This window comes from Labilithrix luteola (assembly GCF_001263205.1).
GTDB classification, from domain to species: Bacteria; Myxococcota_A; Polyangia; order Polyangiales; family Polyangiaceae; genus Labilithrix; species Labilithrix luteola.
The window spans coordinates 10,791,805-10,818,578 of record NZ_CP012333.1; the positions used below are offsets into that span (position 1 = coordinate 10,791,805).

The following is a 26,774-nucleotide window of genomic DNA, read 5'->3' on the forward strand; positions in this document are numbered from 1 at the left end:
AGCCTCTTCCTCGCTCATGCGTCGTCGCGAGTCTGCTCGAGACGAGCGCGCGTCCCTCCTTGCACGCCCCCGGTCGCCCCGGCCGGGCGCGTGCGGACACGCGGGCATCGACGTCGGTGCGGACGACGTCGGCGCGCTCGTCGGGGGGACAATTAGACGCAGGCGAAGCCCATCGAGCTCCTCCGCTGCGGCCGGTCCCCTTCATCGCCGTACCGCCGACTGCGGCACCCAGCCACCCAATCACCAAACGAACTCCGAAGCCCGATTCCACTCCGACGGACGGCGTTCGCCCACCAGGCTTCGCAGCACCAAAAGAGCGCGGTGGCTCGCTCCGCGAAGCGTTCGATCGGCGTGAATCAGCAGAAGGTGTAGAGCGCACGCGTCTCGAAATGAGATCGTCTCCCGGACGTCTTCTCTTCGGACGATGTCGACTCCCACGCTTCAGTCTCCTGCAACGTACGCTTGGCAGCACTCGCGGCACGTGACGCGTCGCAGCAGGCCGGTTGCTCGCTTCAGCCCATGGCGAGAAATACGATGCCTCGATATGGTGTCGAACAGATGACGGCGGGGGCACGAGAGCGCGGGGCTCTCGAATTCATCCGTTCGCCGTGCAGTCGAACGAGAGAGACGGATGTTCCAACGTCGTATTACGCACGTTTGCGCATCGGCAATCGCGCTCCCTTGGTTGTGTGGAGCATGCTCGCTGCTCTTTTCGACGAGCGACGAGCAATGCGCGACGGATGCGGACTGTCGCCAGCGCGGAGCGATGTTCGCTTCGTCGCGGTGCTCGACCGACAATGTTTGCGTCGGAGCGGCCTCGACGACCGACTTGGATGCGAGCACGGAGAGCGACGCGGGCGCGGACGGCGCGGAGGATCCCTTCGCGTGCGCCAACATCCCGGCGCCGACCCCGGACCCGACGAGACAGGTCGACCTCACGATTCGCTATACGGACTTTTCGACGGGCAGCGCCCCCTCGGACACCGTTGTCCGTCTCTGCGCGGCGACCGACACGAGCTGCGACCACGCGCGAACGACGCTCGTCGGGAGCGGCCCGGGCGATGCCGGCCCTGAGGGCGGACTGGGCTTCGTGGTCCCCAACGCTGACGGCACGGTGACGGCGAAAGTCGAGTTCGGCTTCGAAGGTTTCTTCGAGGTGAGGAGCAACACGTACGCCCCGACGTTCCGCTCGACATCGCCGCCGCTCCGAAGGCCGAAGACCGAGCTCGAGCAGCTGCTCCTGCGCCCCAAGGAGATTCACTTCCTCGCGGACTCCGCGCTCGGCCGATCGGACGCCTACGACGACGTCGGCCACGGGCTCGTGTTCGTCATGGCGCGCGACTGCAACCAGCAGCCGCTCGGCGGCGTGAGCTTCACGACGAGCGCGAGCGACCCGAAGATGCAGCTCTTCTACATCATCAACTCCGCGCCCTCGATCAGCGACACCAAAACGGACTCCCTCGGGCGCGGAGGTTTCGTGAACATGCCGCCTGGGTTTCACACCTTCACGGCGACGTTCGCGGACACGGGGAAGCGGATTGGCTCCGGGCACACCCTCGTGCGCGCCGGCGCTGCCACCACGATTGCCATCGAGCCTTCACCATGAGCCAACCCGCGCCCAGAGTCGATCCGTCGGAGTCGGCCGTCCTGCACGCGCTGGACGCGAGCGACCCTCGCCTCGGTGAGACGCTCGGCAAATACCGGTTGGTCGGCGCCCTCGGTCACGGCGGCATGGCCGACGTCTACCTTGCCGTCGCCGACGGCCCCGAAGGTTTCCGCAAGCTCTGTGTCCTCAAGATGCTGAAGGACGAGATGGCGCAGGACGAGGATTTCCGCGCCATGTTCCTCGACGAGGCCAGGCTCGCCGCGCGCCTGAACCACCCGAACGTCGTGCAGACCTTCGAGAGCGGCGAGACGCAAGGTCGTCTCATGCTTGCGATGGAGTACGTGGAGGGCCAGCCGGTCAGTCGGCTTCGGAGACGGCTCTCCTCGGAGCAGTTCATGCTCGCCGCGCATGCGAGCGTCCTCTGCGACGTGCTCGAAGCGCTCAGCTACGCGCACGGCCTCACCGATTTCGACGGCTCGAACCTGGGCATCGTCCATCGCGACGTCAGCCCACACAACATCCTCGTCGGCTACGACGGCAGGGTGAAGCTCGTCGACTTCGGCATCGCGAAGAGCGCCGCGGCCATGCAGATGACGCAAGCCGGCGTCCTCAAGGGAAAGATCGGATACATGGCGCCCGAGCAGGCCAGCCTGCTCGACGTCGACGGTCGCGCTGACATCTTCTCCGTGGGCGTCATCCTGTGGGAGGCCATCGCGGGCCGGCGCCTCGCCGACGGTCTCAGCGCCAGCGACGTGCTCGTGCGCCGTGTCGAAGGGCGCGAGCCGAAGATCGCGGAGGTCGTCCCCGACGTCGATCCAGAGCTCGCAGCGATGTGTGACCGTGCGATGCATAGGGATCCGGCGCATCGTTACGCGAGCGCCGCCGACTTCCAGACCGAGCTCGAACGATGGCTCGCCAAGCACGGCGCGCCGAGCCGAAAGCTTTGGGCGAAGGCGCTGCGTGACGCCTTCGCCCCCGAGCGCGAACAGCTCCGCGCCCTGGTCGAGCACCGTCTCGCTGACAGCAGCGGAATGCGCCAGTCGGTTCGCGTTGGCGCGGCGCCGAGCCGTGCGCAGCTCGTCGCCCCGGATGTCACCGGCGGCGAGCGGGCACTCAATGGACCGGAGACGCTCCGCACTCCATCGGGCTCCACGCGTAACGTGCTCGCGCCGGAGGACGGCGGCCCAACCCCCGCCGCGCCAGGCGAGACCGCCAGCATTCCGGCACGTACGGTCTCACTCACCCCGCCGCCCCGCCGCCGAAGCTCGATCGGGATCGTCGCGGCCGTCGCGACGATCGTGGTGCTCGGCTCGGGCACGATCGGTTACGTCGTGAGCTCGCGGCGCAACGTTCAGGAGAGCCCGCGCGCGGCTGCAACGTCGCTCCCCGTGGCGCACGAGCCCGAGCCGCCTCCCGCCGCGTCCCCCCCGACTACGCCCACGGTCCCGAGCGCCTCGCCGGTCACCGTAACGACGATCGCGCAAGCCGTGAGGCCCGTCTACGCCCCGCCGCAGTTCAAGCCTCCCGCAACCAACACGCGCTCGCCAGCAACGCCGAGCGTGACCACTCCGCACGCGCCTCCGCCCCAGAAAACGCCGTCGCGCCCGCTCGACGAAAAGGACCCGTACGCGCCATGAGCCTCTCCGTTCGCGCTCGTCATCGTTGGATCCTCGCGTGCTCGCTCGCGTGCGCGGCGCCCGTGACGCACGTGGCGCATGCGCAAGACCGCGGCATCGACGAAGGCCGCACTCGTTTCACGCGCGGCATCGAGCTCTACAAGGAAGGAAACTTCCACGCCGCCCTTGCCGAGTTCCGCGCAGCGTACGCCGCCGCGCCGTCGTTTCGGATTCACTACAACCTCGGCCAGACGCTCTACCAGCTCCAGGACTACGCCGGCGCGATGCGCGCGTTCGAGCAGTACCTCGCCGAAGGCGGGGACAAGATCGACGGCGAGCGCCGCAAGGAGATCGAAGACGACCTCGTCAAACTGCGCTCTCGCACGGCGAAGGTCACGTTCGCCGTGAACGTCTCCCCCGCCGAGATTTCCATCGACGACGAGCCGCGCGGGATGGTGCAGCAGCAGCCCCTTCTCGTCAGCGCCGGACGCCGCCGCATCTCCGTAACCGCCTCGGGCTACCAGACGGAGACACGCGTGCTCGACGTCGCCGGTGCGCAGGAGCTGGAGCTCAAGTTCGAGCTGAAGCCGATTGTCACCGAGGTCTTGTTGCCCCCGTCCTCGCAAACCCAATCGACGATTCCCGCGCACAGGCAGAAGAGCCGGACGCCGTTCTACGTGGGTCTCGTGACCACGGGCGTCCTTGCCGGCGGCACCGCCGTGATGGCGGCCGTCACGTCCTCGAATCATTCGGCCTACGAGAAGGCCCTCGAGGTCCCGAACAACAAGCCCGACATCGACGACGCGCGACGAGCCACGCGAACCACCGCCCTCGCCGGCGACATCCTCGGAGGCGCCACGATCCTCGCCGCCGGCCTCACGGTCTTCGCGTTCGCGATGACGTCGGGCGAGGAGCCCCCGCAAGCCGCAAAGGCACCGCCGACGAAGCCGACGATCCGCGCCGTCTTCGCCCCGAACGCTGCGGGTGTGACCGGCACGTTCTGAGCGACGCTCGGTCGACACGACGCAGTGTCGCGCCGATGAGCTCATCGAGGCCTGGTTGGGCTCCGCTTGGGGCGGGACGCGGCGGTGCGCGTGTTGGAGGTCGCGGGTCGCCACATTGACACGCGGATCGCTGGACGTACGGTCGCCATAGGAGGCCGCAAGAGGAGCGATGCGAAGAGCACGAGCGCAGCTCGCGATGCTTTCCTCGATCGGCCTGCTGGCGTCGGCCTGCAGCCATCCCTCACGGCCCGCCGAAACGACGACACACGCCGCGACGGCGCCGACCGCCGACGTGCGCGTTCAGCCGGCGTCGATCGCCTCCACTGCAGGGCAGGCCCAACTGTTTCCCAATCTCGGGTCCTACCATCGTGAAGTCACGACGAAGGTCCCGGCTGCGCAGCTCTACTTCGATCAAGGCCTGACCCTCCTCTACGCCTTCAATTACGACGAGGCGCTGCGGTCGTTCACGCGCGCCGCAGAGGTCGATCCGTCGTGCGCCATGTGCTTTTGGGGCATCGCTGCCGCGAACGGCCCCCACATCAACAGCCCGATGGTGAGCGCCGCGCATGCACGCGACGCGCGGACCGCCCTCGCACGCGCGCAGGCACTCGGCGGTACGGACGTCGAGCGTGCGCTCGTCGCTGCCCAGGCCAAGCGCTTCTCAGCCGAGCCGAACGCGCCGCGCGGACCACTCGACAAGGCTTACGCCGATGCGATGCGGGACGCGTACAAGCGATTCCCCAACGACCCCGAAGTAGGCACGCTCTACGCCGAAGCGATGATGGATCTTCGGCCGTGGGATCTGTGGACGAACGATGGTCGTCCTAGCCCCGGAACCGAAGAGATCGTGCGAGTCCTCGAGGCGGTGCTCGCCAAGACGCCGAACAATCCGGGTGCGAATCACTTTCTGATTCACGCCGTCGAAGCGTCGACGCATCCAGAGCGAGCCCTCGCCTCCGCGGACCGCCTGCGGACGCTCGTTCCGGGAGCCGGTCACCTGGTGCACATGCCCTCGCACATCTACATGCGCCTCGGCCGCTACGAGGACGCGTCGGAGGCAAACCGGCGGGCCATCGTCGCCGATCGCGAGTACGCCGCGCGTTCCCTGAACCAGCTCGGCACGTACGCCACCATGTATCGGGCGCACAACGTCCAGTTCCTCTGGGCGTCCGCGATGATGGAAGGACGCAGCGCGGAGTCGCTCGCGGCTGGCCGCGAACTCCAGCGTCAGTTGTCGCCGTCGATGGTGGAGGCGATGCCGGGCATGTTCGATCCATCCGCGCAAGCGCCGCTGCTCACACTGCTTCGCTTTGGACGCTCCGCGGACGTGCTTCGCGAGCCTCCTCTCGATCCCGAGCTCCGGTTGCCTGTCTCCAACCTGCTTCGCCACTACGCGCGCAGCCTCTCGTTCCTGCGCCTCGATCGACTCGACGAAGCCGTCCGTGAACAGGAAGAGGTCACCAAGGCCGCCAACGAGCTCGATCCGAAGTACATGGTCGGCAACGGCACCCCCGCGAAGACACTGGCCACCATCGCAGCCAAGCAGCTCGAAGGTGAGATTGCAGCCAAGCAGGGAAACTACGACGAGGCGGTCTCCGCACTGAAGGCGGCAGTCGCCGCGGAAGACACCATCCACTACAACGAGCCTCCCGTCTGGGCCATCCCCAGTCGGGAGCTCCTTGGTGCTGTCCTCATCGAGGCCGAACGTCTCGACGAAGCCGAGGCCACCTATCGTGACGACCTCAAGAAGCATCCCGAGAACGGCTACTCACTCTTTGGCCTCGCGACGGTCTTGCGCGCGAAGCGATCGCCCGAGCTCTGGGACGTCGAGCGACGCTTGCGTAATGCGTGGTCGCGGGCGGACGTCGAGCTGACGAATTCCAGATACTGACGCTTTTTCTGTTCCTACTTCTCCACGCTGCAATCGTGAGTGCCGAAGGCGATGAACTCTCGCCGGCAGGCGACCGACACGCGGCCACGGCCGTCGATGTCGTAGTCGATCCGCTCTTCCAGCATTCCACGCTGTCCGTTCATTCCAGTGACCTTGCAACCGTCGCCGCAGCCTGCAAACTTGCGTGCGACTTCGCCAGCGCGAACCCGGATGGCCGCGTCGTCCGAAAAGACGTTCGCGTAGGCCGTCCAAACTGACAGGCCAAAGAGGCCAATCGTCAGCGCGCGAAACGCCCCCGAAGGCCGTTCCTCATTCTCTCGTTATCCTTTGCACGCCCAAATTACTGCCTCACCTCGGGCGTCACGTGTCTTGTGGCCGTGAGCGCCGCGTGAGTCCGGTGAGCAGCCAATCGACATGTGACGTTGGCGTGACGGGCGCGAGCGTCGGGGGACGCCGTTGCATCGGCACGGTCGACGGAGGCTCGTCGCATCCACTCGGCGGTGGGGCTGGCACCGTCGAGGGGATGGGGTCGTCGTCGTCGAGGGACTGCGCTTCGCATTCCGGATACACATCCATGCCCGCAGACTCGGTCAATTCGCATGGAGAGTTGCGTTCGCTTAATCTTTTTTCCTACAAGCTCCGCCTTTGACCTCCAGATCGGGCCCTGGATCACGCAAGCGCCAGGGCAGCGTGCCGCTGTGCGCGTGCTCGAGTTCCGACTAGAAACGGGAGCATGCGCACTTCGGCCGGGCTTGTTTTCATGGGTTTGCTCGTCGTCACTGGCGCAACGGGCTGCTCGCGCTTCGGTGCGGTGTACCCGCCGCGGCCGCCCGCCACACCTGGTGAGCCCGTCAATGATCCCGCTCCATCTCGTGTCGTTGCTCACCTGTCCGTGACCTCGACCGCCCTCAAGGCGGCCCTCGACGATTCCATTCCCAAAAGCGGTGACGGATCGTTTCGATTGGCTGGCGAGCGTCGCTACGCCTGGGATCGTCAGGGCGTCGACCTTGGATTCTCGCAGGGGCGGATCGTGATCGACGCGAAGGTCCACGCGAACCTGTCGATGCCGGTCGGCTCGCTCGACTTCCCCCTCGACCTGCACGTCGTCGCCGAGCCGGTGATCAACACCGAGTACCAGGTGAAGCTCCAGTCGACCGAGGTGAAGGTCTCGTCCACCGATCGGCGACTTGTTGCCGCAGATTACGTTGGTGGCGTCTACGCGACGATCTCGACGCAGATCAACGACAAGCTGAAGAGCTTCTCCTACGACCTCTCGCCTCTCGTGAAGGAAGCGCACGCGCGCATCGCCAAGCCCGCCGAGTTCCCCGTTGGCGATGCACACGGCTGCGCAGAGCTCGACGTGCTCGGCATCGAGGCCGGCCCCACCGTCATTGCCGACGGCATCGAGAAAGACATCGCCCTCATCGTCGCGCCCAGCGTCTCGATCCCCTGCTCGGCCTCGACGAAGGCGAAGGCGGTTCCAGCGCTTGCGAACGTCGCCACGATCACGCCCGGTCCCTTCACGGTCACCGTGCCGATCGCCGCGCAGTACAGCGAGCTGCAGAAGGCGATGGGCCAGGTCTTCACCGATGGGAAGTACTACTTCGCGCCGGAGTACCCCGGCCTCTACCTCGAGAACCCCGAGCTCTACGAGTCCCAGGGCAAGCTGGTTCTCAAGCTCCACATCGCCGGTCCGATCCACAAGCTCGGCATCGACACGGATTTGAACGGTGACCTCTTCCTCAGCGGACACCCCACCGTGGTCGACAACGAAGTCGCCATCCTCGATCTCGAGCCCACCATCGAGACCTCGAACCTGCTGCTCTCGATCAAGGCGATGAAAGACGGCGACACGATCCGTGATCAGGCTCGTGCCGCACTTCGCCTCGACGTCGGCCAGCGCCTTCGTGCGCTCCGCGAGCAGCTCTCGACCGAGCTCACCTTCGGCGTCTCGAACGGCTGCTTCCAAGGCGCCGTCGACAAGGTCGAGGTAACGGGCGTCCATACGCACGGCACGTACCTCCGCGTCTACGTCGCGGTCACGGGCCGCGCATCCGCGTCGATGCCCTGCCCCGCCGGAACTCTCCCGGCGAATCCGCCCGTCGCCTCGAAGTAACGAATCACGCGGGGCGCTCCTTCGCGAGGCGCCCCGCGTCGTGTCCGACGTCAGCTCGCGCGAGCGAGCGGCGGCACGGCGGTCGGCCTCCCGTGTGCATCGAGCGCGACGAGCACGAAGCTGCCGCGCGTACAGAGACGTCGATCGCCGGTCAGGAGATCTTCGGCGTGGAGATCGACCTCGACGGTGAGCGACGTCTTCCCCGTACCGACGACGCGAGCGATGAGCTCGACGAGCTGCCCCTGCCGAACGGGCACGTGGAAGTCCACCTTCTCGCTGGAGGCAGTGACCACGGTGCGACGCGCGTAGCGTGACGCCACGATGAATGCCGCCTTGTCCATGAGCGCGAGCGCTTGCCCGCCGAACAGCGTGCCGTAGTGGTTCGTCTGCTCCGGGAAGACCATCTCGATCACCCGCGCCTCGGTGAGTGTGCCTGCGTCGAGCTTGTCGTAGCCCGACGTCTCCTGGGAATTCGTCATGCCGTTCTCTCCAACGTCGACGTACACGCCGTCCGAGCCCGACACGCGAGCGCGCGACGAGCGAACGCGCAGCCGACTCGTTCGCAACGAGACCCACACCCTCCCTCGAGGTGCGGAGTCGAACCGACGCGGGAGTTCTCCCCGCGACCGGGTGAATGGCAGGTTTTCGGGCTTCGAGCGCGCCCGGCTGAACGCCGGCTTCCTACACTCCGTCGCTTCCCAGTCGCGTCATCGACGAATTCGTCGATGGGCGACCAGTGCATGGCCCAAAACGAGGCCCGGAGGTCGTTCTCGTTACCGCTGCGGGGCAGTCCCGGATTTGCACCGGGTTCCCTGAGCCCAAGCACCATGCCCGGCCAAACCAATCACGGCTCCCTTCGTAGAGGCTCCGGCGCCATCCCGTCAATGCCGACGCTCACGAACCATCTCGGCTCGTCGTCCACGACAGGGCAACGCGCAACGCGTGCACGAGTACGATGGGGAACAAGAGGACGTTGCGAACGAACGCCGCCATCCAAGAGAACCGCGGCACCTCCGCGTGAGCCCCGAGGCGCGTCGCTTCGAGCGCCCGCGCCAGAGCTCGCAAATGAGAACGCCCGAAGGGCCCGTCCTGAAGTCGCTCGACCAGCCCCGAGGGTAGCCCTGCTTCCCCGTGGAGCGCACCGCACCACGCCCCCACGATCGCGGCGTTCGTGTCGGTATCGCCTCCGGCACGGATCGTCTCGACGATCGCCAGGGTGGCGTCAGTGCCGTGCCTGACGAAGAAGAAGGTGGCGAGCGACACGCTGTGGACCACGAAGCCGGTCGTGCCGAGCGCGATGGCGGCCGACGCGTCGGAGTTGGTCGACGACGCAAGCGAGATCCCTCGCTCGATGGCAGCCCGAAGCTCGCGGTGGTCCACGACCGTGAGTGCGGAGAGAGCGAGCTTCTCACGATCGGCATGGGCCGTCGTTGTGCTGGCGAGCGCTCCGAGCTCGGCAACGAAGCGAGCCCCTTCGACTGCACGCGCATCACGATGCGTGACTCGCGCGAAAGCATCGGCCCAGCGCCGTCTCTCCGTTGCATCTTCGCGAAAACGTACGCCGAGGACGGCTGCTCGCATCGCTGCGCCGTTCCCAGCGGATGCCACGCCCGTGTTCTCGAAGCCGAACGCCATGCGCAAACACGCCCGCAGCGTTCCGAGTCCGATTCCCCAGGGCAACCGCAGAAACCAGCCGAGCATCGATCGTCGAAATGCGCGCACGGCCAAGTCGAGGTCACCAGGGTGACGCGCGAGCGCTTGCGCCACCAACGCCGTCTGTTCGGTGTCGTCCGAGGAGAATCCCGTCTTTCCGAAGAGCGAGTAGCGATCGATGGTGGGCCATCGATGGCGAATGGCGGAGGGGGTCATGCCCTCCATGGGGAGGCCGAGCGCATCCCCCACCGCTGTCCCGAGAAGGACCCCTGAAATTCTCGAATTGTCCGGCACTGGAGTGAAAAAGAGTTCGTCACACTCTTTATTCCCCAAGTGCTTCGTAGACCCGCGCGCGTCGCCCGTTGGCAGCTTTCGGGATGGTGCCGATATCGGAGAGTTGATCGGCCGTCACGTGCTCAGCGCGTCAGCTTCACCGTGACGTGGAGCTCGTCCCCGCTCAGGACATGCCGAGCAGTGACGTTCTTCACGCGCGTGAGCTGCAGCGCGTATCGGTAGATCTCCGTCACGGCGAGCCTCCCGACCAGCGAAGTCGTGTACACGTGGTCCTTGAGGACGAAGAGGACGGTCTGCGGATCCAGCATCTTCGTCGTCAGATGGCCGTGCGTGTGATCGTGCCGCCAGAGGTCCGGTGCCTGGCCGACGACGACTTCGGGCGATGCCAGCTGGAGGAGCAATTTGCGGACGGTGCCGAAGCCCGCGTCCATCATGCGGTCGATGAACGTGCAGAACGCTGCGCGATCCCCCTTCGCCGGGCCACCCATCGCCGCCTCGTACCAGGACATGACGTAGCGTTCGGGCAACCACTCGCCGACGATCACCACGTCGTCGATGGTCGCGCCCCGCGCGTCCTCCGGCAGCAACTTGCCGATCTCTTGGAGGCCGGCTTCACCCCAAACCTGGATCGCCGCGCGCCGAAAAGCGACGAAGATCGTGCGGCGGCAACACGGCTCTGCAACTCTCTGCCTGTCGGGACTGGTCACGCTCGGTCTCCACAAGCGGGAACGGCAACAGGCCCAGGCTAACACGACGTACGCGGCGTACCGCGCGACGCGATGGGCCGAGCGCGACTCGTATTCGGACGGTCGGTAGACAATGCGGACCGAGAGAACGGAACGCCATCTCGATCGGCGGGCGTCATCCGATCAGCGGCGGCGCTCTTTCGCGAACATCTCCCGCCAAACGTGGGCGTTCCAGTCGTAGGAGTCGACCGTGAAACGCTGGTCGGTCAGGCGCGCGACGGCGAAGGTGTGCGCGTCGTTCTTCGCCGCGCCCGGTTTGAAGACGTCGATGCCGTGCCACACGTAGTGGTCCGTCGCGTGATGATGGCCGTGGAAGATGGCGAGGATGTCGTGCCCGGCGATCGCCGTGAGCAGGCGCTGTTTGTAGGTGCCCTCGGCGAACCAGTTACCCGTCGACCACGGTCCTTCGAGCGCGAGGTGGAAGTACAGGACCACCGGCACGTTCGGCGCGATGGTGGCGAGGTCTTTCGTGAGGAATGCGAGGCCTTCGTCGTCGGGTGCTTCACCGAGCGCGACGAGGTGCAGGTCGTCCCAGTCCCACGAGTAGAAGCGCCCGCCGTGACGCGCGACGACCATGGCTTCGACCCACGGACCGTGCACCTTGTCGTGGTTGCCAATCACCTCGAAGACGGGCATGTGGAGGAGGCCGTCCGCGCCGCCGTCGAGACCATAGGTGGCCACGAACGGCTCCCACTCGTCGGTTCGGCCCCATTCGGTGAGGTCGCCCGTGACGAGCAGTCCACGCGGACGACCGACGGTGCCACCGACCGAAGGTGGATACGCGCGACCTTCGATGCCGTTCACTTCGGAGACGAGCGCCCGATTCTGCTCGACCATGCCGCCGTAGCCGAAGTGCGTGTCGGAGACGACGAGGAACGTGACGTCGGACCCCGGCTTCGAGGGGCGCGGCTTCGGCGCAGCATCCGCTTCCACTGCGGAGGCCTGCCTTTCGACGGGCTTCGGAGGCTCGGGGCGAGAGCGCCCCTTGCAACCTCCCAGCGCGAGAAGCGCGGCGGCGACAAGAGCGGCGGGACCTTGCTTCACGGCCTGACGAGGGTGATCTGACCGCGCATCGAACCGTCGAGAATCGTAACGACGAACCGATCCCCGTCACCACGAACGACGGCGCGTACGACGCGCCCCGACGTACTCGTGAGCTCGATGTTCGTGCCCTCTTTCGAGGTACCGATCACGCGCACGTCGCGAACGAGGCGACCGGCAGAGCCTTCGATCTCGACGCGCCCCGGTGTGACCCGCACCGTCGCCCCGGCGGCTTGGAGCTCGAGCAACTTGCGACGTGCAGCGGGTAGATCGCTCGCGGCGGTGACGGCGGCGATATTGAAGGTGCCGTCGACGTGCGCCAGGTCGAGAGCAGCCGAGGACGTGTCGGCGACGATCGAGGGAAACTCCTCGACGTCATGACGGTGAGCGCCCGCCGCCGACGCCACGCCTACGAGCGCGACGAGAGCTCCAGCCCAGCGCGCACGAAGCAATCGACGCAGACGCGAGATGCGCTGCCTCACCACCGGCGACGGCAGCCCCTCCTCTTTGGCGATGTCGTTGAGCCGCTCGCCGGCATGCTCGCGCACGATCCAATCGAGCGTGGCGCGGTCGCGCGGCGACGTCGAATGGAGGACCTCGCCGAGGATCTCGCGAGCCTCGTATGCGGGCGGCGGACCTCCGAGCTCCTGCACACTCTCGTCGGGAACGAGACGGCGACCGCGTCGATGGAAGTCCGAGACCTTGTTGCGTGCGATGCCGTTGACCCATCGCTGGAGCTCGTCAGGATCGGCAGGGACAGCGGGCGCGGCGAGCGCGTCGCAGAGAACGGTCTGTGCGAGGTCCTGCGCGTCTTCGGCTGGGACGCGACGACGGAGCATCGAGAGGAGCCCTCGCCTCATCGACTCGCCGGCGATGCGCTCGCGAACCGGGCGGTCGGCGCGCTCGCACGGACCGACTTCCCCTCCCCGCTCACCTGACCGCTCATGTGACAGGCCGCGCACGAACAGACTGGGCCCCGAACCCACCGTCATGGTCATGCAGACTCTATCGCTCGAGCGCCGCCCGTGTGACCGAGTTCCGTCGATTTTCTCTCCGAGCTTCCGAAGCTCGAGAAAGCGCCGAGAAACCAGCCAGTTCGGCTGGCTGATTCCAGCACCGTCAGCTCTTCTGGTTGTAGTTCGTATTCTCGAGGAGAATGACGTTCGACTTGCTGCGGCTCTCGCCGACGCTCGTGATGTACACGGCCGGCTGATCCTGGACCGGGCACACCTTCTCGCACGCACCACAGCCGATGCAGAGGCTGGGGTCGACGTGCGGGCGCTGGAGCTTCACCGTCTTCATCGCCGGCTGCTCGCCGTCCGGACCGGGGGTCTTCTCGCGCATGGGCGCTTCGACCTCTTCGACCCAGATGGCCTTCGGCGACGTGGGGCAGAACTCTTCGCAGACGATGCACGGCGTCTGCATGCTCCACGGCAAGCAGCGACCGTGGTCGTAGAACGCGGTGCCGATCTTCACCGGCGGAACGCCCTGACCGAGCTTCTCCTTCTCGGTGATCTTCTGGATGGCGCCGGTCGGGCACACCTGGCCGCAGAGCACGCACGAGTGCTCGCAGTAGCCGATGCGCGCGATGAGAATGGGCGTCCAGAGGCCTTCGACACCGGCCTCGAACATCGCGGGGTGAAGCGCGTTGTTCGGGCAGACCTTCATGCACTCGGCGCAGCGGATACAGCGCTCGAGGAACGCGCGCTCTTCGACGGCGCCCGGCGGACGAATCACCTTGGAGTGATAGTTGACGTCGAGGCTGTCGGCGATGCGCGCGGCGGGAATGAACGCTGCGCCCGCGGCAGTGGTGGCGAGGAGCGTGCGGCGCTGCAGATCCGGAACGACCGTGGCGCTCTTGCGGTTCGGCAAGAAGCGGAACTTGATGACGTCTTCCGGACAGGCGTTCTCGCAGTTGAGGCACATGTGGCACTCGTCCTGCCGCCACTTCACGCCGCCCTGCGGGCTATCGGCGCCCTGGCAGTTCACGAGGCACAGATTGCAGTCGGTGCACTTCGCGTGATCCTTCTCCATGCCGAAGAGCGCGAAGCGGGCGAAGACGCCTAGGAACGCGCCGAGCGGACAGAGAACGCGGCACCAGAAGCGCGGGATGAAGCGGTTCATGAAGAGAACCGCCACCAGCAAGAAGACGATGAGCCAGGTCTGGTGGAAGTAGAACTGGTGCGAGCCCCACACGGCGCGGGCGAGCACGTCCTGCGTGTGGTCGGCGGCGGTCTGGATCGGGCGCGCAGGCACGTCCTGCACGGCACCGAGACCGCGGTGCATCATGTACTGCACGCCCGGGATCACGCCGAGGCCGATGGCGCGGACGGCGACGCAGATCGGGTCGAGAAGACCACCGATGGCGCTCCCCGCGACAGCCGCGAGAAGGAACGCGTACATCAGGTAGTACTTCGCGGCCTGGTAGCCGTGCGTCTTGTTCGCCTCGACGCGCGAGGCGCCGCGACCGTGGCGCGACGGCAGGATCCACCCGAAGAAGTGGTGGAGCGTGCCGAAGGGACAGATCCATCCGCAGAACACGCGCCCGAAGACGAGCGTGAGCGCGAGGAGACCGACGCTCCAGAGCAGGCCACGGTAGACCGTGTGCGTGGAGAGCACGGTCATCGCCGTCACGAACGGATCGGCGAGCAGGAACGCCTCGACCGGAAGCGGCAAGCGCACCGGAGTGTCCGCGCTGGCCGCGAAGCTCCCGTGGAAGCCGGTCTGGAAGAGGAAGTACATGAACAGCGCGAAGAAGAAGATCTGCGACGCGCGGCGAACCCACATGAGCGCGCGAATCGATCGCCGCGCGGGGATGCCGGAGCCGGGAAGCTTCCTCTTCTTCGGTGGCGCCTTCTTCGCAGCGGCGGCCGGAGCGGTGACGGCGGCTGCAGCCATCACGGCATTCTTCGAGTGCTCCGCGGGCGTGCCGAAGCCGAGCGCGTCTTCGAGCCCGCTCGTGCGCGCACGCTCGGCGCGAGCCATCGCGTCGGGATCTTTCTTCGACGCGCCCTTCGGCGCCGGTAGTGACCAGCTCGTGTCGCGGTCGATGGGCTTCACCGCCCCGACGTCGCCCGTCTTCCACGGGATCGGCTCGACGTGCTCGTGCACGTGATCGTGCGCGGCGGCGTGCTCGATCATGTGCGGATCGAGCATGACGGAAGCGTGCGGCACCGGTCCCTTCTCGTTGGGACCGGAGGTCTGCGGCGTGCCCTGGTTCATCAGACTTCCCGCACCCGGAGATTCTCCCAGTACATGGTGCCGAGCCCGCGCTCGTGGCCCATCTTCAGGTACGGGAGGTTGTCACGATGCTGGCCGATGAGCGTCGCGCCGTACGCGTCGGCCGCGATCTGATCGACGGTGGCGATGACCGTGTTCATCACCTTCGTGTCGTCGATGTTGCCGCCCTGCGGGCCATTGCGCATGAGCACGCGCATCGCGTCGACGACGACGAGCGTCGGACGCATGAACGTCGCGAGGTCGGCGATCGACGTGTCGATGTTCTGGTGGAGGCGGTTACGACGGCCGCCGAGGACGCCGTACCAGTTCTTCATCGCCGCGGTGTACTTGGCGAGATTGTGGTGCTTGGCGACCGGGACGTTGATGACCTTGTCGCAGTCGACGAGCGTGGTGAAGATGGGCCACTCGTCGAGCACTTCGCCCTTCATGCGCGTGGTGCGGAAGCGATGTTCGGCGGGCAGCACGACCTCGGCGCCGAGTCCGTACGCCTTGCGCCAGATGCCCGAGCGCTGGAAGCAGCGATTCGGGTCGTTGCAGGAGCCGTCCGCGACGATGACCTTCTTTGCGCCGGCTTCGTAGGCGAGCTGGATGACGGCGCCGACCACGTCGGGGTTGGTGTTCGCCGCGTGAATCGGCATGCGGTCCCAGCCGATGTTCGGCTTCACGACCACGACGTCGCCGCGGCTGACGAACCGCTTGATGCCGCCCATGGCGTCGATCGCGCGTCGAACGAGCTGATCGGCCGACGGCGTCAGCTCGTCGATCTTGGCCTTGGCGATGGCCAGCTCCGCGAAGTCGGGAGAACGATCCGCGAGACGGTAGTCACGGACCTGACGAACCGCGCTCGAGGTGGCCGCACCAAAGCCGCCCTGATCCCAGATCGTGCGGCCGAGGACCGCCGCACCTGCGAGCACGCCCGCCGTCGCGCCGACGCGCTTGATCATGTCGCGACGTGACGGCCGCTCGAACATGGGCGATGCGGGGGACGTCACCGCGCTCGAAGGCTGCGAGCTCGCCGGCTTGCTAGGGGCGTCCTTCGGGTCGCTCATGCAACTGTCTTAGCCTTTCCTGCACGGCGAAGGCAACTCCGCGTCGGGCCACGGAAATGTGGCTCATAAACGCGGGTTTGGCCGCCGCTGACCGGACCAACCCCGAGGACGAATCGATCGCAGGCGCTTTGACCCCCGACCGGAAGCCTGTCAAAAGGCCGGTCCAAATGGGCAAAGACCGCGAAAGTCGAATCCTTACCGGTCCGCTCGCGCTCGAGATTGCCCGCTTCGGGACACCGCTCGCGCTCGGCATGGCCCTGCAGACGACATTCAACCTCGTCGACGCCTACCTCATCGCGCAGCTCCCGCTCGACGAGGTCGGAGCCGCCGTCGGAGCGATCGGCATCTGTGATCAGGTCGCGGCCCTGGGCACGATCATCTCCTACGGCGTCTCGACCGCCGCCGGCGCGATTCTCTCCCAGCGCAAGGGCGCCGGGGATCAGGTGGGCATCCAGAACGCCGCGTGGCAGTCGATGATCGTGGTCGGCATCCTGAGCGTGGTGCTCGGCCTCGTCTTCGGCCTTGGCGCCGGTGTGGTGGTTCACCACGTCATCGGTGCAAAAGGCAGCGTCGCCGAGGTCGCCACCTCGTATCTGCGCGTCGCAGCGACGGGCGGCTTCTCGATCTACTTCCTGCTGCAGCTCACGAACGTGCAGCGTGCGCTCGGCTCGGCGAAGACCCCGGTGGCGCTCCTCGTCATCGGAAACATCCTCAACATCGTCCTGGCCGTCGTTCTCATCTTCGGCCCTGGCCCTGCCCCGGCGCTGCTCTCCTGGGCGACACCAATCGCGAAGGCGCTGCACCTGCCACGCATGGGCATGGTCGGCGCGGCGTGGGCCGCCGTCATCGCGCGCACGCTCGTTCTGATCCCGAACATCATCATCCTCGCGCGACGCTTCGACGTCTTCCCGCCGAAGGGCTCGCGAGGCCCGAATGCCGCTGAAATCAGGCAGATCGTGAAGATCGCCTGGCCCTCGAGCGCGCAGTTCTTCCTGCGCATCGCGGCCATGCTCTTCATCAACTCGCTGATCGCGCGCTTCTACACGACGCAGGAAGATCAGACGGCAACGACGGCCATGGGCCTCGTCTTCCGCCTCGACACGATGGCGCTCTTCGTGGCGATGGGCTGGGGCAGCGCCGCGCAAACCTTCGTCGGGCAGAACCTCGGGGCCAAGAAGGAAACGCGCGCTCGTCAGGTCGGCTGGATCACCGTCGCGTACGACGTGGTCACGAACGTCCTCCTCATCGCGCTCGTCTTCTCCTACGGCGAAGCCATCCTGCACGTCTTCGACAACGAGACCGCGCCAGTCGCGATTGCCCTCGACTACCTGCGCATCGTCGCGCCCTCGTACGTCGCGCTCGGTGCCGGTGTCGTGTTGGGAAATGCCATGGCAGGTGCAGGTGCCACGAAGACGACGTTCGCGGTCGACGCGCTCGTCATCCTCGGCGTGCAGCTCCCCCTCGGCCTCCTCGCCGTGGTGCTGTTCCCGGGCGCCATTCGCTCCGTCTTCCAGGTCGTCGCGATCACGAACTGCGCGAGTGCTCTCGTCTATGCGTTCGTCTACGGACGAGGGCGGTGGGCGAAGCCGCTGCCGGTCCAAGGTGAGGCCGCCCCCTGGATCGAGAATTCGACAGATGCGGGCTACGGGTGACCCACCCCCACAGGTAACACCTCGAGTGCCACCCGTCGTTTTTGACGGATCTGCCTGAAAGGATTCGAGGCACACATGGTGCATGAGCGCTGCCATGCTCGCCCGAAAGGCAGTACTTGCGGCCCTCGGCCTGTTTTGTCTCCTTCCCATCGCAGCGTGCGCAGCCGACGACTCCGGTGATCAGAGCGAAGAGTACGAGGACGAACCCGTCGGCGAGACGAACGACGAGCTCCGTAGCGCCGTCAGCTGCAAAGAGAAGACGGCCACGGCTTACGACGACGGCAAGCCCTTCTCGATCACGACGATCACGGTCGGCGGAAAGTTGGTCTCGAAGCCGACGGGGCACGCCTTCCTCAAGATGCAGGCGGCCGCCGACAAGGCGGGCGTACGGCTTTCGCTGACGAGCGGCTTCCGCACCATGGCCGAGCAGCAGGCGCTCTACCGCTGCTACAAAACGAAGAAGTGCAACCACGGGAACCTCGCCGCCGAGCCGGGGTACTCGAACCACCAGAACGGTCTCGCCGTCGACCTCTCGACGTCGACCTGGTTGGCCAAGAACGCGAAGAAGTACGGGTTTGCGCGCACCGTCCCGAGCGAGTCGTGGCACTACGAATACTTCGGCGGTCGGGACCCGGGTGGGCCGTGCACCAACGCCGCGCAGCCCTCGGGCGACGACACGGACGTCGGTGAGCTTGCGCCGGAGAAGCTCGATTGGGTCGGCATCACGGAGGACAGCACCTACGCCAGGCAGGTCCCCCTCAAGGTGAAGCCGGTCGACGCCGCCGTCGTGAAGGTCATCTACCGATCGGGCAACTTCGAGCTCGGAACCTCCACCGACGCCGCCGGAAACTTCCCCGTCAGTTACACGTTCAGCGCCATCGGTGAGCGCACCTTGACCGCTGAAGGCTACGACTCGACCGGCAAGAAAATCTCGGTAAACGCCGTCGACGTGACGATCACGAACTGACGCGACGCAAGGCAAGGTGGAGCCGGGCCTGGCCATCCCTCCGGGTGGCACGAAGGCTCGGAAATCCCTTTCGCGGTGAAGTTTCTCCACAGCTCGGCTAACTTGCGAGCCGCAGGGCATGGCGAAGATCTCGCAAGCGGCCAAGATCGGCCTCTTCGTCGCAATCACGGCGGGTGCGGGGTATCTCGTCTTTCGAACCGTCGGCACCCAGATGGGCGGCGGCAAAGGCTACGTCGTCCACGCCTACCTGAAAGACGCGACGGGCATCGCCAAGCACTCGCGCGTCACCATCGCCGGCATTCCCGTCGGTCAGGTGCAGGACATCCGGCTCGAGGACGGCCGCGCTCGCATCGACGTGCGCGTGAACCCCGAGGTGAAGCTCCACGAGAGCTCACGGCTCGGCGTGAAGAGCGCCTCGCTCCTCGGCGAGAACGTCGTCGTGCTCACCGAAGGCGTCGGTGAGCCGGACAAGAAAGACGGCGACGAGGTCCAGACCCTGCCCGACGCGCGCTCGGTCGAAGATCTGAAGGAGACCGTCGGACGCATCGCCGATCTCGTCGAGCAGGTCGCCAAGCAGCTCGCCGCGTCGATCGGCAGCGAGCAGGGCGGCCGCAACATGAAGGCCATCCTGCAGAACCTCGCCGACGCAACGGAGGCGATCAACATCACCGTCCGCGAAAACCGCGCGGTGATCCACAACGCCCTCACGAACGTCGACCGCATCTCCGCCAACAGCGCGCCCGAGATCGAGAAGATCCTCGTCAACGTCCGGGTCATCACCGAGGACGTGAAGACCATGCTCGCCGCACAGGGCGGCAAAGACGGCGAGTCCGGTGAGCTTCGAAGCACCATCGAACGCGTCAACCGCGCATCGAAGAGCCTCGAGAGCGCGCTCGCCCACGTCGACAACGTGGCCGGCCGCATCGACCGCGGCGAGGGCACCGTCGGCCGTCTCACGAAGGACGAGGCGCTCATCAACGAGGTGCAGGGCGTCGCCGAGGGTGTCAACGACTACGTCGACAGCCTGCGCCGCCTGCAAACCATCGTCGGCCTCCGCAGCGACTACAACTTCCTCGCGAACACCATCAAGAGCTACGTCGAGCTCCGACTGCAGCCGCGCGAGGACAAGTACTACCTGATCCAGCTCATCAACGATCCCCGCGGAAAGACGAGCTTCACGCAGACCGACGTCGACACGACGAACCCGAACGATCCGGCTCACTACCGCACGACGACGACGACGACGACCGACGCCTTCCGCTTCACCGTGCAGTTCGCGAAGCGTATCGGCCCCTTCACCGGGCGCTTCGGCATCATGGAGTCGACGGGCGGCATCGGTCTCGACACGGACCTTCTGTCGGATCGATTCGAGATCAAACAGGACCTCTTCGGCTTCGGCGAAGAGATCCGCCCGCGCTACCGCGTCTCCATCGCCTACGAGTTCATCAAGCGCCTCTGGCTCATCGGCGGCGCCGACTACATCTTCCTGCCGAACCGTCGCGACTACTTCCTCGGTCTTCAGCTGCGCTTCACCGACGACGATCTGAAGACGATCTTGCCGTTCGCGTCCACGGGCGCAGTGGGTAAGTGAGAGCCGATCGAGGCGTCTGCATGTGCGGCGGCGTTGCGTACTTGTCCGCGTGCCGGCGTGGCTCGTGCGAGGCGCCAGTGAGAATGTAGAGTCAGAGACGTGACCGAACACTTCCGCACGCCGCTCGAGTTGCTCTTCGAACGAACCGATCTGCCTCGCTTCGCATTGCCCGCGAAGCTCGCCGAGGCGTACGGCGGTGGGCTCGGATTCGCCGAGCCATGCGTCGTCGCGAACTTCGTCGCGTCCGTCGATGGCGTGGTTGCCCTCCCCGGCGAGAGCGAGTCCGGTCACATCGTCAGCGGCGGCAGTGACGCCGATCGGTTCGTCATGGGCATGCTTCGCACGTGCGCCGACGTGGTGATGGTCGGCGCCGGAACGTTCCGCAAAGCGGGCGACGACCGCTTCGATGCCGCGTCCATCTACCCCGCAGGCGCCGCGCTCTTCGCCGAGGCCCGGCGCGCGCTCGGGTTGTCGGAGAGACCTCGCTTCGCCGTCGTCACCGCCTCGGGCAACGTCGATCCGAAGAGCCCAGCCCTCGAAAACGGACTCGTCGTCACCACGGCACGAGGTGAAGCGGCACTTCGTCCGATCGCGTCGTCGACCACCGAGATCGTCGCGCTCGCCTCTCAGAGGCTCGACGTGCGCGACGTGGTGGCGCTCCTTCGTGACCGAGGCGCGCGCGTGATTCTCTCCGAAGGCGGCCCATCGCTCTTCGGCGAGCTCGTGGCCGCGGGCATGCTCGACGAGCTCTTCGTCACCACCTCCCCCACGCTCTTCGGCCGCTTCCCCAACGACGGGCGCAAGTCGCTCGTCAGCGGGAGCGACCTCGGCGGCAAGCCTCTCGAGCTCCTCGGCCTGAGGCGCGACGGCTCGCATCTCTTCTCGCGCTACGCGGTGCGCGAGAAACGCTGACGCTCAGGCGAACGAAAGGAGCCGCGCAGCGACGAGGATCTCGACGGCGCGGAGAACGTCGCCCGGCGAGAGCTCACCCGCGGCCGTCGTCGCCTTCAGGAGATCGCGGAGCGGCCTCGGCTGCGTAAGCATCGCGCGCACCATCTCGACCGTGGGCGGCCACGTCATCGCCATGAGCGGGGCGATGTCGGGCGTCTCACGTACCGGCACGAGCGTGCGATGCAGCTTCGGGCGGTACTCGTCCAGCGGCGCCTCACCTGGCTTGGCCGCCTCGAGACCGGCGAGCATCAGCGCCGGCAGCTCGAGCTCCAGCGGGAACTCGACGTGCGGTGCGTCTTGCCCGCGATAGAACGTGACGGTGCCGCCGTTCCACAAAAAGAGGTCGGCGACGCGATCGCGCCCTTGTTCGCGGATCGCGCGGAAGATGTCGACCGGCCCGACGAGGCCCATCGAGATGAGCGTGTCGCCCATGCGCCCGCTGTAGCGAGGCAGCACAGCGAGCGCGAGATCGAGCTCGGCGCGTTCGAGCTTCCCGCGACGCACGAGATACTCACCGAGCAACTCACTCGCGTTGCTCGAGGCGACGTGATGGAGCTTGCCGTTCGTGAAATAGAGCTCCTTGCGACCACTCTCACCCGACTCGTCGGATCGCTCGGCGAAGAGCACGCCCGACTCGCTGTTCACGAACAGGCGCATCAGCGTCTGGAGCAGCGAGACCTCGCCGATGTGGTGCAGGAAGTCCGGCGAGCCGGGGCCGACGAGCTGATTCGTGATGGCTGTGGTGACCGGGAAGAAGCGCACGAGCTCCTCGATCTGTTCGACGAGCTGGAAACCGCGACCGACGAAGTCGACCTTGTCACCGCGCTGCACCTGGCCGGTGGCGAGCGCCTCCATCAGACGCGCGAACGCCCAAGGCCCGAGCTTCTCGCCATTCGCCTTCTGCACGAACGACGGCACGATCTCGTAGCGCTCCGTCTTCGCCTCGAACTCGACGTCGTAGTCCATGGCGTCGGGAATGCTCGACGGCGTCTCCGACACGGCGAAATCGGGCGGCGGATTGGCAGCGCGCGACGCACGCAGATTGCGCACGCTCTCGCGCACGGCCTTGAGCTGGTCGGACGACGACGCGGACTGCACCCACTTCACGCGCGCGGCAATCTCGCGCGTGGCGAGGCGCGGATCGGCCTCGAACGGTGAGAGGGCCGCGGAGAACTCCGTCGCGCTCTCGTATCGCTTGGCGGGATCGCGTGAGAGGCCGCGCGACATGACCTCGAAGAGTCCCGGCGGAAGGCGGCTCTTGATGTCGACGAGCGCATCGATGCGGCAGTCGCGAATCGCCAAGAGGACCGCGAGCTGTCCGCCGCCCGGAAAGAGCGGGCGATTCAGGAACATCTCGGCGAGGACGGTGGCCAGACTGAAGAGGTCGGCGCGATGATCGGCGGTCTCGCCGGCGACCTGCTCCGGAGCCAGGTAGCCGAACTTGCCCTTGAGCACGTGGCCGACTTCGCTTCGCAGCGTGGCTCGCGTGGTGGAGCGCGCGATGCCGAAGTCGCCGAGCTTCACCGTGCCGTCTTTCGACAGGTAGATGTTCGACGGGCTCACGTCACGGTGGACGATGCCGAGCGAACCGCCCGACGTCGAATCACGTGCAGCATGCACACTTTCGAGCGCCGCGAGGACACGACGCGCGATGTAAATCGACACACCGATCGGCAGGAGCTCGTCTTCCTGGCGCAAGCGGCGAAGCAATCGATAGCCGTCGACCCCGTCGATGTACTCCATCGCGAGGTACGGCTCGCCCTTCTCGTCGACACCCGCGTGGAAGACGGTGACGACGTTCGCGTCCCTGACGGCGGCGTGCAGTCGCGCCTCGCGCTCGAACATCGTTCGCCCTTCGTTCTCGGAGGCGAAGTGCGGAAGCAGGCGCTTGACGACCAAACGATCAGGAAGTCCCGTGTCGGGCACGGCAGGCCGCGCGAGGTAGACCTCCGCCGTACCGCCCACGGCGATGCGAGCGTCGAGGTAGAAAGGGCCGAAGCGGAACGGGGCGGACATGCCTAGCGAGCGGGAACGGAGCTGGAGCGACGATCGAGAACAACACGCGCAGCGAACGCGCCATGAGCCGCTCGAGATCAGCGAGCGATCACGCAGGGATCACGAAAACGCGAGTGCGAAAAGCGAGCATGAACCCGAGCGACGAAAGCCGACGACGCAAACATTCCCGGGCGCTGCCCGAAAGGTTAGCGATATCCGGGCGCTATGTCACCAACCCTGGAACCGTCGATGGTAAGGTGGCGTCCGTGACCCGGCCCGTCCTCTTTCTGCTCCTTTGCCTGCAGATCGCGGCACTCTCGTTCTGCCTCTGTGCGTGCGAAGGCTGCCGGACTCCGAAGCCTTCGAATCCCGAGGCCTCGACGTCTGCAACCGACGAACCGCCGACCGCGCGCCTGTTTCTCGTGTCCGACCTTGCGGGCGCCCTGGAACCATGTGGGTGCGTCAAAGACCAGCTCGGCGGGATGGACCACTTCGGCGCGCTGGCCGCCAAGGAGCTGCCGAAGGCCAAGGCGACCGGCGTGCTCGCAGCGGGCCCGCTGTTCTTCATGGACATGGAGCTGCCTGCCGACCGCCGCTCGCAGGAGATCGCCAAGGCCGCGACGATCGCGGGGTCGCTGAAGACGACGAACCTCCTCGCCTTCGCGCCCGGCCGTAACGAGTGGGCCGGAGGCGCGCCGGAGCTCGAGAAGCTCAAGACCGAGAGCGGTGCAGCCATGCTCGCGGCCAACGTCACCGGGGCGCCGGCAGCGGGCAACTGGGTGGTCAAAGACGTCGGGGCGCTGAGACTCGGCATCATCGGCGTCGCCGCGCCGGACAAGGCGAAGGTTGCGCTCGAGGGCGTAACCTCGCAGGCTCCCGCCGATCAGGTGCGCGCCGGCATCGAAGCCCTGAAGAAGGAGGGCGCACAAGCCATCATCGCCCTCGCGGCCGTCGGACGCGGAGAAGCGAAGCGCATCGCCGACGTGAATCCGGAGCTCCTCGCCATCGTCGTCGGCTCGACGGGCGGCGGAGGCGACGCGAACACGAAAGCTCCGCCCGCCGAGCGCATCGGCGACGTGCTCGTGATCGAGACCGCCAACCACCTGCAGACCGTCGGCGTGCTCGACCTCTACGTGCGTGACGGCAACGGCCTGATCAAGTTCGCCGACGCGACGGGCATCGAGCGCACGAAGAAGCGCGAGGAGCTCTCGGCACGCATCGATGATCTGCGCGCGCGCATCGCCACGTGGGAGAACGACAAGACCGTCGACAAGCGAGACATCGACGCACGCCGCGCCGACGTCGCCAAGCTCGAAGCCGAGCGCGCTGCACTCGACAAGACGGCTCCTCCGGCGACGGGCAGCTTCTACCGCTACGCGATGCGCGACGTTCGCGACAACGCCGGGGCGGACGAGGCCGTGAAGGCGCAGATGACTGCATATTACAAGTACGTGAACGACCACAACAAGGTGGAGTTCGCGGACCGCAAGCCGAAGCCGCCGGAGAAGGGCCAGCCCGGCTACGTCGGCGTCGACGTCTGCACCAACTGCCACGAAGAGCCGCGCGCCGTCTGGGACAAGACGCGGCACGCGCACGCTTACGTGACGCTCTCGGACCAGTTCAAGGAATTCAACCTGGATTGCGTGAGCTGCCACGTGACCGGCTACGATCGTCCGGGCGGCAGCACCGTCACGCACGTCAACGACCTCAAAGACGTGCAGTGTGAGGTCTGCCATGGTCCGGGCTCGCTCCATGCCGCGAAGCCGGACAAGGTGAAGATTCCGGTGGCTCACCCGCAGCCCGACATGTGCCTCTCGTGTCACCATCCCCCGCACGTCCACGAGTTCGACGCGAAGGCAAAAATGGCGGAAATCCTGGGTCCGGGGCACGGCATCCGGAAGTAGGGCATCCGCATCGGAGCCAGATCGCAGGGAGCCTCAAAGAAGTACCGCGAAGGGACTCGGCGCAGGCAAAGGCATCGAATCTCGTCGTCGCCCGTCTAATCGAACGGGCCAGTGTCCTTTCCCCACATGCTCGTAAGGGATTGTCACTGGCCTTGATGGGAATCGACGATTAGTCCCTACACTGCTCGCGGCCGGTCGCTCTTGGGCACCGGTCATGAGTCCTTCTACGAGGAGCCTCCCGCATGCGTCTTGCTCGCCTCGCTCGTTACGCCCTGGTCCCCGCTGCGTTCGCCCTCACCTTCGCCTCCGGCGACGCGCTCGCCAAGCTCGCCAAGGGTGGCGACGCGAACGTCTCGTTCACGGCCACCGGCCCCGGCGGACTCAAGATCGTGGGAACGACGAGCGACCTTCAGGTCGCCGACGGCGACAAGGTCGTCGTGACCGTGCCGCTCAAGAACCTCGATACGAAGATCGAGCTGCGCAACAAACACATGCGCGACAAGTATCTCGAGGTCGACAAGTATCCCGACGCCGTTCTCACGGTCGCGCGCAGCGAGGTGAAGGTTCCGCAGTCCGGTGAGGTCTCCTCCGAAGCCAACGGAACGATGAAGATCCACGGCAAGGAGAAGAACGTGCGGATCAAGTACACGGCGAAGCGTAACGGCGACAAGATCGGGGTCACGGGCAACGTGCGCCTCGACATCGACGATTACGGCATCGAGAAGCCATCGTTCATGGGCGCGACCGTCAAGCGTGACGTCGACGTCGCTGTCTCGTTCGTCGTTTCCGATACCTGACGTCACCACCACCGATTTCGAGGTTCGAAGATGTGGCAGAAGCTTCTCCTTGCTTGCGCCCCCGTTGGAGCGCTCCTCTTCATTGCGTGCTCGAGCTCCTCGACGACGACGCAGACGCCCTCGGCGTCGGGCGACACGGACTCGGGCACGCCTCCCGGAACGGATGACGGCGACGGCGACGATGCCGGCAAGGTCCCCACCGGCCAGGTCGTGTGCACCAGCGGCAAGAAGTGGTCGTCGCCGGAACGTGGCGTGAAGATGAACCCGGGTTTGGCGTGCATCGCGTGCCACTCGTCGACGACCAAGGAAGGTCCGATTCTCCAGATCGGCGGCACGGTCTTCCCGACGTTCAACGAGGAGGACTACTGCTACGGCATCGACGGCACGAAGGACGACGTGAAGGTCGTCATCACCGACGCCGACGGTACCGAGCACGAGCTGCCGGTGGGGCCGACGGGGAACTTCTCGGCCCTCGTGACGGACGCGACGATCAAGATGCCGATCCACGCCAAGGTGGTCGCCAACGGTCAGGAGCGCGTGATGCAGGCCGAGCAGACCACCGGCGACTGCAACAGTTGCCACACGGAAAAAGGCAAGAACGGCGCGCCGGGCCGGATCACCACTCCCTGACCGCCCTGACCGCCGCCTAGCGAAGTCGAAA

Annotated in this window: 21 protein-coding genes and 1 riboswitch; of the genes, 12 read left to right on the forward strand and 9 right to left on the reverse strand. The window is 66.3% G+C overall.

The features are described 5' to 3' along the window. Positions 1-631 precede the first annotated feature (631 nt). The 4 genes from AKJ09_RS46525 to AKJ09_RS46540 all read left to right on the forward strand — a co-directional run bounded on the left by AKJ09_RS46525 (position 632) and on the right by AKJ09_RS46540 (position 6,117). Positions 632-1,606 carry a hypothetical protein gene (locus AKJ09_RS46525; RefSeq protein WP_146654305.1) on the forward strand — a complete coding sequence of 325 codons (975 nt, stop codon included), beginning with the start codon at positions 632-634 and terminating at the stop codon, positions 1,604-1,606. Then, a complete protein-coding gene (locus tag AKJ09_RS46530) occupies positions 1,603-3,243 on the forward strand; it encodes a serine/threonine protein kinase (RefSeq protein WP_146654306.1) in 1,641 nt (546 codons plus the stop codon). Before AKJ09_RS46525 ends, AKJ09_RS46530 begins: the two co-directional genes overlap by 4 nt. Further along, positions 3,240-4,226 (forward strand): tetratricopeptide repeat protein, encoded by a 987-nt coding sequence (locus AKJ09_RS46535; RefSeq protein WP_146654307.1) that lies wholly within the window; start codon positions 3,240-3,242, stop codon positions 4,224-4,226. Before AKJ09_RS46530 ends, AKJ09_RS46535 begins: the two co-directional genes overlap by 4 nt. Positions 4,227-4,395: 169 nt before the next feature. Next, positions 4,396-6,117 carry a tetratricopeptide repeat protein gene (locus AKJ09_RS46540; RefSeq protein ID WP_146654308.1) on the forward strand — a complete coding sequence of 574 codons (1,722 nt, stop codon included), beginning with the start codon at positions 4,396-4,398 and terminating at the stop codon, positions 6,115-6,117. A 14-nt stretch (positions 6,118-6,131) separates the two neighbouring features. Here the strand turns inward: AKJ09_RS46540 and AKJ09_RS55845 are convergent, their stop codons facing one another. Continuing rightward, positions 6,132-6,260, reverse strand: coding sequence for a hypothetical protein (locus tag AKJ09_RS55845; protein ID WP_275936709.1), 129 nt, complete (start codon positions 6,258-6,260; stop codon positions 6,132-6,134). Positions 6,261-6,850: 590 nt separating this feature from the next. Between AKJ09_RS55845 and AKJ09_RS46545 the strand changes: the two genes are divergently transcribed. Further along, positions 6,851-8,233 (forward strand): DUF4403 family protein, encoded by a 1,383-nt coding sequence (locus AKJ09_RS46545; RefSeq protein WP_146654309.1) that lies wholly within the window; start codon positions 6,851-6,853, stop codon positions 8,231-8,233. 50 nt (positions 8,234-8,283) lie between these two features. On the opposite strand, the gene AKJ09_RS46550 is transcribed toward AKJ09_RS46545, so the two are convergent. The 7 genes from AKJ09_RS46550 to AKJ09_RS46580 all read right to left on the reverse strand — a co-directional run bounded on the left by AKJ09_RS46550 (position 8,284) and on the right by AKJ09_RS46580 (position 16,256). After that, positions 8,284-8,712, reverse strand: coding sequence for an acyl-CoA thioesterase (locus tag AKJ09_RS46550; RefSeq protein WP_146654310.1), 429 nt, complete (start codon positions 8,710-8,712; stop codon positions 8,284-8,286). Positions 8,713-8,852: 140 nt separating this feature from the next. Further along, positions 8,853-9,093, reverse strand: a riboswitch (cobalamin riboswitch). A gap of 34 nt (positions 9,094-9,127) precedes the next feature. Further along, positions 9,128-10,180, reverse strand: a complete 1,053-nt coding sequence (locus AKJ09_RS46555) for an ADP-ribosylglycohydrolase family protein (protein WP_275936710.1) — start codon at positions 10,178-10,180, stop codon at positions 9,128-9,130. 122 nt (positions 10,181-10,302) lie between these two features. Further along, positions 10,303-10,887, reverse strand: a complete 585-nt coding sequence (locus tag AKJ09_RS46560; protein WP_146654312.1) for a hypothetical protein — start codon at positions 10,885-10,887, stop codon at positions 10,303-10,305. A 162-nt stretch (positions 10,888-11,049) separates the two neighbouring features. After that, positions 11,050-11,970 carry a metallophosphoesterase gene (locus AKJ09_RS46565; protein WP_146654313.1) on the reverse strand — a complete coding sequence of 307 codons (921 nt, stop codon included), beginning with the start codon at positions 11,968-11,970 and terminating at the stop codon, positions 11,050-11,052. Then, a complete protein-coding gene (locus AKJ09_RS46570; RefSeq protein ID WP_169928478.1) occupies positions 11,967-12,806 on the reverse strand; it encodes a sigma-70 family RNA polymerase sigma factor in 840 nt (279 codons plus the stop codon). The genes AKJ09_RS46565 and AKJ09_RS46570 overlap by 4 nt, the downstream gene beginning before the upstream one ends. 280 nt (positions 12,807-13,086) lie before the next feature. Then, on the reverse strand, positions 13,087-15,189 hold the full coding sequence (locus AKJ09_RS46575) for a 4Fe-4S binding protein (RefSeq protein ID WP_240488860.1): 2,103 nt from the start codon (positions 15,187-15,189) through the stop codon (positions 13,087-13,089). Next, positions 15,189-16,256 carry a DUF362 domain-containing protein gene (locus AKJ09_RS46580; RefSeq protein ID WP_240488861.1) on the reverse strand — a complete coding sequence of 356 codons (1,068 nt, stop codon included), beginning with the start codon at positions 16,254-16,256 and terminating at the stop codon, positions 15,189-15,191. Before AKJ09_RS46580 ends, AKJ09_RS46575 begins: the two co-directional genes overlap by 1 nt. Positions 16,257-16,423: 167 nt before the next feature. On the opposite strand from AKJ09_RS46580, the gene AKJ09_RS46585 reads away from it, so the two are divergent. The 4 genes from AKJ09_RS46585 (at position 16,424) to AKJ09_RS46600 (ending at position 21,378) form a co-directional block, all read left to right on the forward strand. Beyond that, positions 16,424-17,908 carry an MATE family efflux transporter gene (locus tag AKJ09_RS46585; RefSeq protein WP_169928479.1) on the forward strand — a complete coding sequence of 495 codons (1,485 nt, stop codon included), beginning with the start codon at positions 16,424-16,426 and terminating at the stop codon, positions 17,906-17,908. A 94-nt stretch (positions 17,909-18,002) separates the two neighbouring features. Then, a complete protein-coding gene (locus AKJ09_RS46590; RefSeq protein WP_240488862.1) occupies positions 18,003-18,875 on the forward strand; it encodes a M15 family metallopeptidase in 873 nt (290 codons plus the stop codon). A 118-nt stretch (positions 18,876-18,993) separates the two neighbouring features. Further along, positions 18,994-20,466 (forward strand): MlaD family protein, encoded by a 1,473-nt coding sequence (locus tag AKJ09_RS46595; protein WP_146654317.1) that lies wholly within the window; start codon positions 18,994-18,996, stop codon positions 20,464-20,466. A gap of 99 nt (positions 20,467-20,565) precedes the next feature. Next, a complete protein-coding gene (locus AKJ09_RS46600) occupies positions 20,566-21,378 on the forward strand; it encodes a dihydrofolate reductase family protein (RefSeq protein WP_146654318.1) in 813 nt (270 codons plus the stop codon). 3 nt (positions 21,379-21,381) lie between these two features. Here the strand turns inward: AKJ09_RS46600 and AKJ09_RS46605 are convergent, their stop codons facing one another. After that, the gene (locus AKJ09_RS46605) at positions 21,382-23,433 is read right to left on the reverse strand and encodes a serine/threonine protein kinase (protein WP_146654319.1); all 2,052 of its coding nucleotides are present in this window, start codon (positions 23,431-23,433) and stop codon (positions 21,382-21,384) included. Between the two features lie 245 nt (positions 23,434-23,678). Between AKJ09_RS46605 and AKJ09_RS46610 the strand changes: the two genes are divergently transcribed. The 3 genes from AKJ09_RS46610 (at position 23,679) to AKJ09_RS46620 (ending at position 26,743) form a co-directional block, all read left to right on the forward strand. Then, positions 23,679-25,316 carry a multiheme c-type cytochrome gene (locus AKJ09_RS46610; protein ID WP_240488863.1) on the forward strand — a complete coding sequence of 546 codons (1,638 nt, stop codon included), beginning with the start codon at positions 23,679-23,681 and terminating at the stop codon, positions 25,314-25,316. A 242-nt stretch (positions 25,317-25,558) separates the two neighbouring features. Beyond that, positions 25,559-26,113, forward strand: coding sequence for a YceI family protein (locus AKJ09_RS46615; RefSeq protein ID WP_146654321.1), 555 nt, complete (start codon positions 25,559-25,561; stop codon positions 26,111-26,113). A gap of 30 nt (positions 26,114-26,143) precedes the next feature. After that, a complete protein-coding gene (locus AKJ09_RS46620; RefSeq protein WP_146654322.1) occupies positions 26,144-26,743 on the forward strand; it encodes a cytochrome c family protein in 600 nt (199 codons plus the stop codon). Positions 26,744-26,774: the final 31 nt, after the last annotated feature.

Coding starts and splice junctions, on each gene's coding strand:
- AKJ09_RS46570 (WP_169928478.1), bottom strand. CDS start 12,806: ATGCTCCGTCGTCGCGTCCCAGCCGAAGACGCGCAGGACCTCGCACAG.
- AKJ09_RS46605 (WP_146654319.1), bottom strand. CDS start 23,433: ATGTCCGCCCCGTTCCGCTTCGGCCCTTTCTACCTCGACGCTCGCATC.
- AKJ09_RS46535 (WP_146654307.1), top strand. CDS start 3,240: ATGAGCCTCTCCGTTCGCGCTCGTCATCGTTGGATCCTCGCGTGCTCG.
- AKJ09_RS46595 (WP_146654317.1), top strand. CDS start 18,994: ATGGCGAAGATCTCGCAAGCGGCCAAGATCGGCCTCTTCGTCGCAATC.
- AKJ09_RS55845 (WP_275936709.1), bottom strand. CDS start 6,260: ATGAACGGACAGCGTGGAATGCTGGAAGAGCGGATCGACTACGACATC.
- AKJ09_RS46550 (WP_146654310.1), bottom strand. CDS start 8,712: ATGACGAATTCCCAGGAGACGTCGGGCTACGACAAGCTCGACGCAGGC.
- AKJ09_RS46590 (WP_240488862.1), top strand. CDS start 18,003: ATGCTCGCCCGAAAGGCAGTACTTGCGGCCCTCGGCCTGTTTTGTCTC.
- AKJ09_RS46620 (WP_146654322.1), top strand. CDS start 26,144: ATGTGGCAGAAGCTTCTCCTTGCTTGCGCCCCCGTTGGAGCGCTCCTC.
- AKJ09_RS46540 (WP_146654308.1), top strand. CDS start 4,396: ATGCGAAGAGCACGAGCGCAGCTCGCGATGCTTTCCTCGATCGGCCTG.
- AKJ09_RS46545 (WP_146654309.1), top strand. CDS start 6,851: ATGCGCACTTCGGCCGGGCTTGTTTTCATGGGTTTGCTCGTCGTCACT.
- AKJ09_RS46575 (WP_240488860.1), bottom strand. CDS start 15,189: ATGAACCAGGGCACGCCGCAGACCTCCGGTCCCAACGAGAAGGGACCG.
- AKJ09_RS46615 (WP_146654321.1), top strand. CDS start 25,559: ATGCGTCTTGCTCGCCTCGCTCGTTACGCCCTGGTCCCCGCTGCGTTC.
- AKJ09_RS46585 (WP_169928479.1), top strand. CDS start 16,424: ATGGGCAAAGACCGCGAAAGTCGAATCCTTACCGGTCCGCTCGCGCTC.
- AKJ09_RS46525 (WP_146654305.1), top strand. CDS start 632: ATGTTCCAACGTCGTATTACGCACGTTTGCGCATCGGCAATCGCGCTC.
- AKJ09_RS46580 (WP_240488861.1), bottom strand. CDS start 16,256: ATGAGCGACCCGAAGGACGCCCCTAGCAAGCCGGCGAGCTCGCAGCCT.
- AKJ09_RS46530 (WP_146654306.1), top strand. CDS start 1,603: ATGAGCCAACCCGCGCCCAGAGTCGATCCGTCGGAGTCGGCCGTCCTG.